Genomic DNA, 3,830 nt, shown 5'->3' with positions numbered 1-3,830 from the left:
ACCATGTCCCAGACACACTCCGCCACAACTTCTCAAATGTCACCTGAGGAAGCCGTCCGTCGCGTGGCGCACGCGCGGGAACTACTCTTAAAGGAAGTACACAAAGTTATTATCGGGCAGGATGAAATGATCGAACAAATGATCATCTGCATCTTTGCCCGTGGGCATTGCCTCACAATTGGGGTGCCCGGCCTCGCCAAAACGCTGACCGTCTCCACACTGGCCAAGGCCATGCACCTGAAATTCAGTCGGATTCAGTTCACACCCGACCTGATGCCGAGCGACATCACGGGAACGGAAATCATTGACGTCGATCCGACGACCGGAAAGCGAAGTTTTCGATTTGTGCATGGACCGATTTTTGCCAATATCGTTCTGGCCGACGAGATTAACCGAACTCCACCCAAGACACAGGCGGCTCTCCTCCAGGCGATGCAGGAGTATGAAGTGACGGTGGGTGGAAAGACTTACCCACTGGAGCAACCGTTCTTCGTGATGGCCACGCAAAACCCCATTGAGCAGGAGGGAACCTACCCGCTTCCTGAGGCCCAACTGGACCGCTTCATGCTGTCCATCAACATCACCTATCCCACTCGGGCAGAGGAGCGGGAAATTGTCATGGCCACCACCCAGACTGTGAGACATGAAATCCAACCGGTACTCACCGGGCGGGATATCCTGTGGATTCAGCAGCTGGTGCGTCAGGTTCCCGCCTCTCAGCACATGGTCGATTACGCGGTGGACCTGGTTCGCGCCACTCGCCCTAAAGATCCCCCCAGTCCAGACTTCGTGAAAAAGTGGTTGGCATGGGGAGCCGGTCCGCGGGCAGCGCAGAATCTCATTCTGACGGCCAAAGCACGCGCCATTCTTCATGGGCGGTTTGCTGTTACTGCCGACGATATCCGTGCGATGGCGTTTCCCGTCCTGCGGCACCGGATCTTTACGAATTTCAATGCCGATGCCGAGGGTGTCGATGTTGATCAAATCATTGAGAAAATCCTGGAGGTGATTCCGGAACCAACTTATGGCGAAACGATTCCCGTAGGACCGCGTCCTGCGAGAAAGGGCGTTTCCAAAGCTCCGGAGGCACCTGCTCCAGGCGCGGCCGTTGCCGGCAGCCCACAAAACGAACCCGCTGCTTCGCCAATACCGTCGCCACCTCCGGCTGCAAGACCGGCACCCATCCCTCAAGCCGCCCCACCCCCGACGAGAAATCCATCCCAATAGGGTCGTTTCGATTGGGTTAAATGGAAATGGACACTGGCAGACTCGACAAGAGCGCAGCCCGCGGAGGTGGAATGATGCGAAATCACAGGATTGCAGTAGTCCGGTTACTGGGTGGAATCGCGACGGCCATGATGCTCGCTTGGGGGAACATGGCCACCGACGTTTTCCTTTTCCCGGCGGCGGCAGGGGAGATGGCCTCCGCAAGCGGGTCCCAACCCACGATTGAAGAACTTCGAAAAGGTAAATCGTTCTTGCAAACACCGGTGTATTCGGAGGAAGAAGACGCAAGAATCTTGAAACTCTTCGAAGGCCTCCGTGTCGCCGACATTTGTGATGCCATGGATCAGATAGGGCTCCGCAATGTCGGACTGATGTCGCCAGAGATCCATCCCGCATGGAAAGACCCGGTGGAGCTGCGCCATCGATTCGTGGGAATTGCCGTCACGGTTCGCTATGTCCCCAGCAACTTGCCCGCCACCGGGCCCCTTTCTCCTGAGCAGTTCGACAAGTGGATGGGTAACTGGTATCAAAATCTTTCACCAGAACCTTTCGTCTCGTTGATCCGGCCGGGGACTGTCGTGGTGATCGATGACGCGGACAAAGCAGACGTAGGGACAATCGGCTCGAACAACATCCTGGGGTGGAAGAGACGCGGCTGTGTGGCCGTTGTCACCGATGCCACCGCCCGGGATCTCGACGAAATTGCCCTCGAAAAAGTCCCCCTTTATTTCCGTGGACCGGGGCGCGGGGTACGTCCGGGCAGAAACCTAATCGAGTCGGTCAATCGCCCCGTGGAGGTAGGCGGGGTGCTCGTACGGCCCGGCGACGTGGTTGCAGGTGACGGTGATGGGGTAATAGTGGTGCCACGTGAATTTGCCGAGCAGGTTGCCTCTTATGCCCGAAAAACCCTGGAGACGGACAAAGAGGGACGACGCCACCTCTATGAGACGCTGGGGATTCCAGAGGATGTTTCTGTGAAGTGACGTCTCTTGCCGAATGGCGAGGCGATCAACCTGCTTTTCATTTTTGCACAGGTCCCAGCAATTCCCGGATGACATCGTCTGTGATATCGAGCTGGGGTTCCGCCCAGATCACTTCCCGCGCGAGGTAGGACAGAAGCTCCTGCGGGTTAGACGTGGCAGCGGGAGGCCGGGATTGTTTCAGGACGATGACCAGTCCTTTGGCACGGGCTACTTTTTGCACAGCCTCGTCGATTCGGCCAAGAGCCGAGAGATACGCCTTTCGCTCCCGTTCGAAAAACTGTTGCTGCTGCAATTGCATTTCCGTTTGGAGTTGGCTCATTTGCTGCTGTAGCGTCTGCTGGCGCTGTTGAAACTCCTGACTTTCCGGGGAGAGCGTTTGCAATTCTTTTTGCAGCGACAGAAGTTCAGACTGTCGCTTCTGAAACTGCGATTGTGCCCGCTGCACATCGCTCTGAAGCTCCGTCAATTCGGCACGTAATTCGGGAATTCGTTGCATCACGGCGGGAAGATCGATAACACCGATTCGGGCATCAACTTGCGTATCAGCGGCAGCCCCTTCCGCCCGTGCAGCGGGAGGAAAATCGTGCCAGTGGTAACCCAGCCACCAGCCTCCAGCACAAAGGACCAAAATAGAGAGCAACCACACCGAACTCAGTCGAAAGGAATTCCAAGGTGACTTGCGCATTGCCTGACTCCCACAGCATAAACCAATGTGTCATCTTTACCCCATCGATTGTAACGGTTTGTCCTCATGAAAACACCCGTTGCCGTGGGTGTCTGAATAATCTCCACCCTATATAGGATGTGGAACAATCGCCGAGTGTCGCCGTCACGAACCTGCCACGGTCGTCGTGCGTTGTGGGTATCATGGATGTGTCCTACTGAAACTGCACAACCAGCCACGCCAGCAGCAGACTGGTCAGATTGAGACTCATGTGAAACACAACGCTCGGCAAAAGACGGCCAGTCCGCGCATACAGAGCGCCGAGAATGATCCCCACCCCGAGAATCGTCAACGGATCCACCACGATGGGCTCGGGGACAATGCTGGAAAGAAAAAACTGGACACCGTAGATCGGCAGCGCCGCAGCAGCAAACCAGCCCAGTCCCACGGCCACATCTGAGAGAATGGAAGACCGCACCAGGCCTAGCTGTCTCCACAGGGAGGGATTCCGTTGTGCGACAAAGGCGAAAAAAAACACGAGAAACAGGACGTAGGCGAACGTGCGTCCCCAGAGGAGCAGTTGGATCGTCTCCGGAGCGGGAACATTGTCGGTGGATCGGGCATGGAGGAGTGCGAACACGGATGCGGAAAGGGCGACCGACATAGCTCCGACTGGAACCCAGCGTTTTCGGAATGTCGGCCGAAATCTGAGCGTTCCGAACTCATCACTTGCCGCGGTCATGCGGTCTCGGCCGAATCGTCGGAGACGACTGCGGAGACGCTGCCAGCGGAGTTCGTGCCCATGAAGCCATCCCTGAACAAAAAGACGGAATACGATTTCTTCCACGAGCGGCCCGAGCACACCCGCACTGGCGATGACTAAGAGAAGCGTGGAAACGCTCGGCTGCTCATTGAGGAGCATAATCGCCCAGTGCGCCCGTTGTGCGGAGGCCGAT

4 protein-coding genes are annotated in these 3,830 nt (G+C 56.8%); 2 read left to right on the top strand and 2 right to left on the bottom strand.

Going from position 1 to position 3,830, the window contains the following annotated elements; translation table 11 throughout:
- Together H5U08_RS12510 and H5U08_RS12505 are read left to right on the top strand one after the other, a co-directional pair.
- The coding region (locus H5U08_RS12510) for a MoxR family ATPase (RefSeq protein ID WP_366494517.1) at positions 1–1,227 on the top strand (1,227 nt) is incomplete at its 5' end.
- A gap of 71 nt (positions 1,228–1,298) precedes the next feature.
- Positions 1,299–2,210: an RraA family protein gene (locus H5U08_RS12505; RefSeq protein ID WP_297033546.1), complete on the top strand. Its 912-nt coding sequence runs from the start codon at positions 1,299–1,301 to the stop codon at positions 2,208–2,210.
- 37 nt (positions 2,211–2,247) lie between these two features.
- Here H5U08_RS12505 and H5U08_RS12500 read toward each other — a convergent pair whose 3' ends face one another.
- Complete coding sequence (locus tag H5U08_RS12500) at positions 2,248–2,895, bottom strand: OmpH family outer membrane protein (RefSeq protein ID WP_297033543.1); 648 nt, start codon at positions 2,893–2,895, stop codon at positions 2,248–2,250.
- Positions 2,896–3,088: 193 nt separating this feature from the next.
- Positions 3,089–3,830: CPBP family glutamic-type intramembrane protease (locus H5U08_RS12495; RefSeq protein WP_297033541.1), on the bottom strand; the 742-nt coding region annotated here is incomplete at its 5' end.

Source organism: Thermogutta sp., from assembly GCF_014359955.1.
Classification (GTDB): domain Bacteria; phylum Planctomycetota; class Planctomycetia; order Pirellulales; family Thermoguttaceae; genus Thermogutta.
The sequence above is the reverse complement of the archived record's forward strand: the minus strand, read 5'-3'. Positions and strand labels throughout refer to the sequence as shown.

Bases quoted from the DNA above. Each gene is read 5' to 3' on its own strand.
- H5U08_RS12505 (WP_297033546.1), top strand. From the start codon at position 1,299: ATGATGCGAAATCACAGGATTGCAGTAGTCCGGTTACTGGGTGGAATC.
- H5U08_RS12500 (WP_297033543.1), bottom strand. From the start codon at position 2,895: ATGCGCAAGTCACCTTGGAATTCCTTTCGACTGAGTTCGGTGTGGTTG.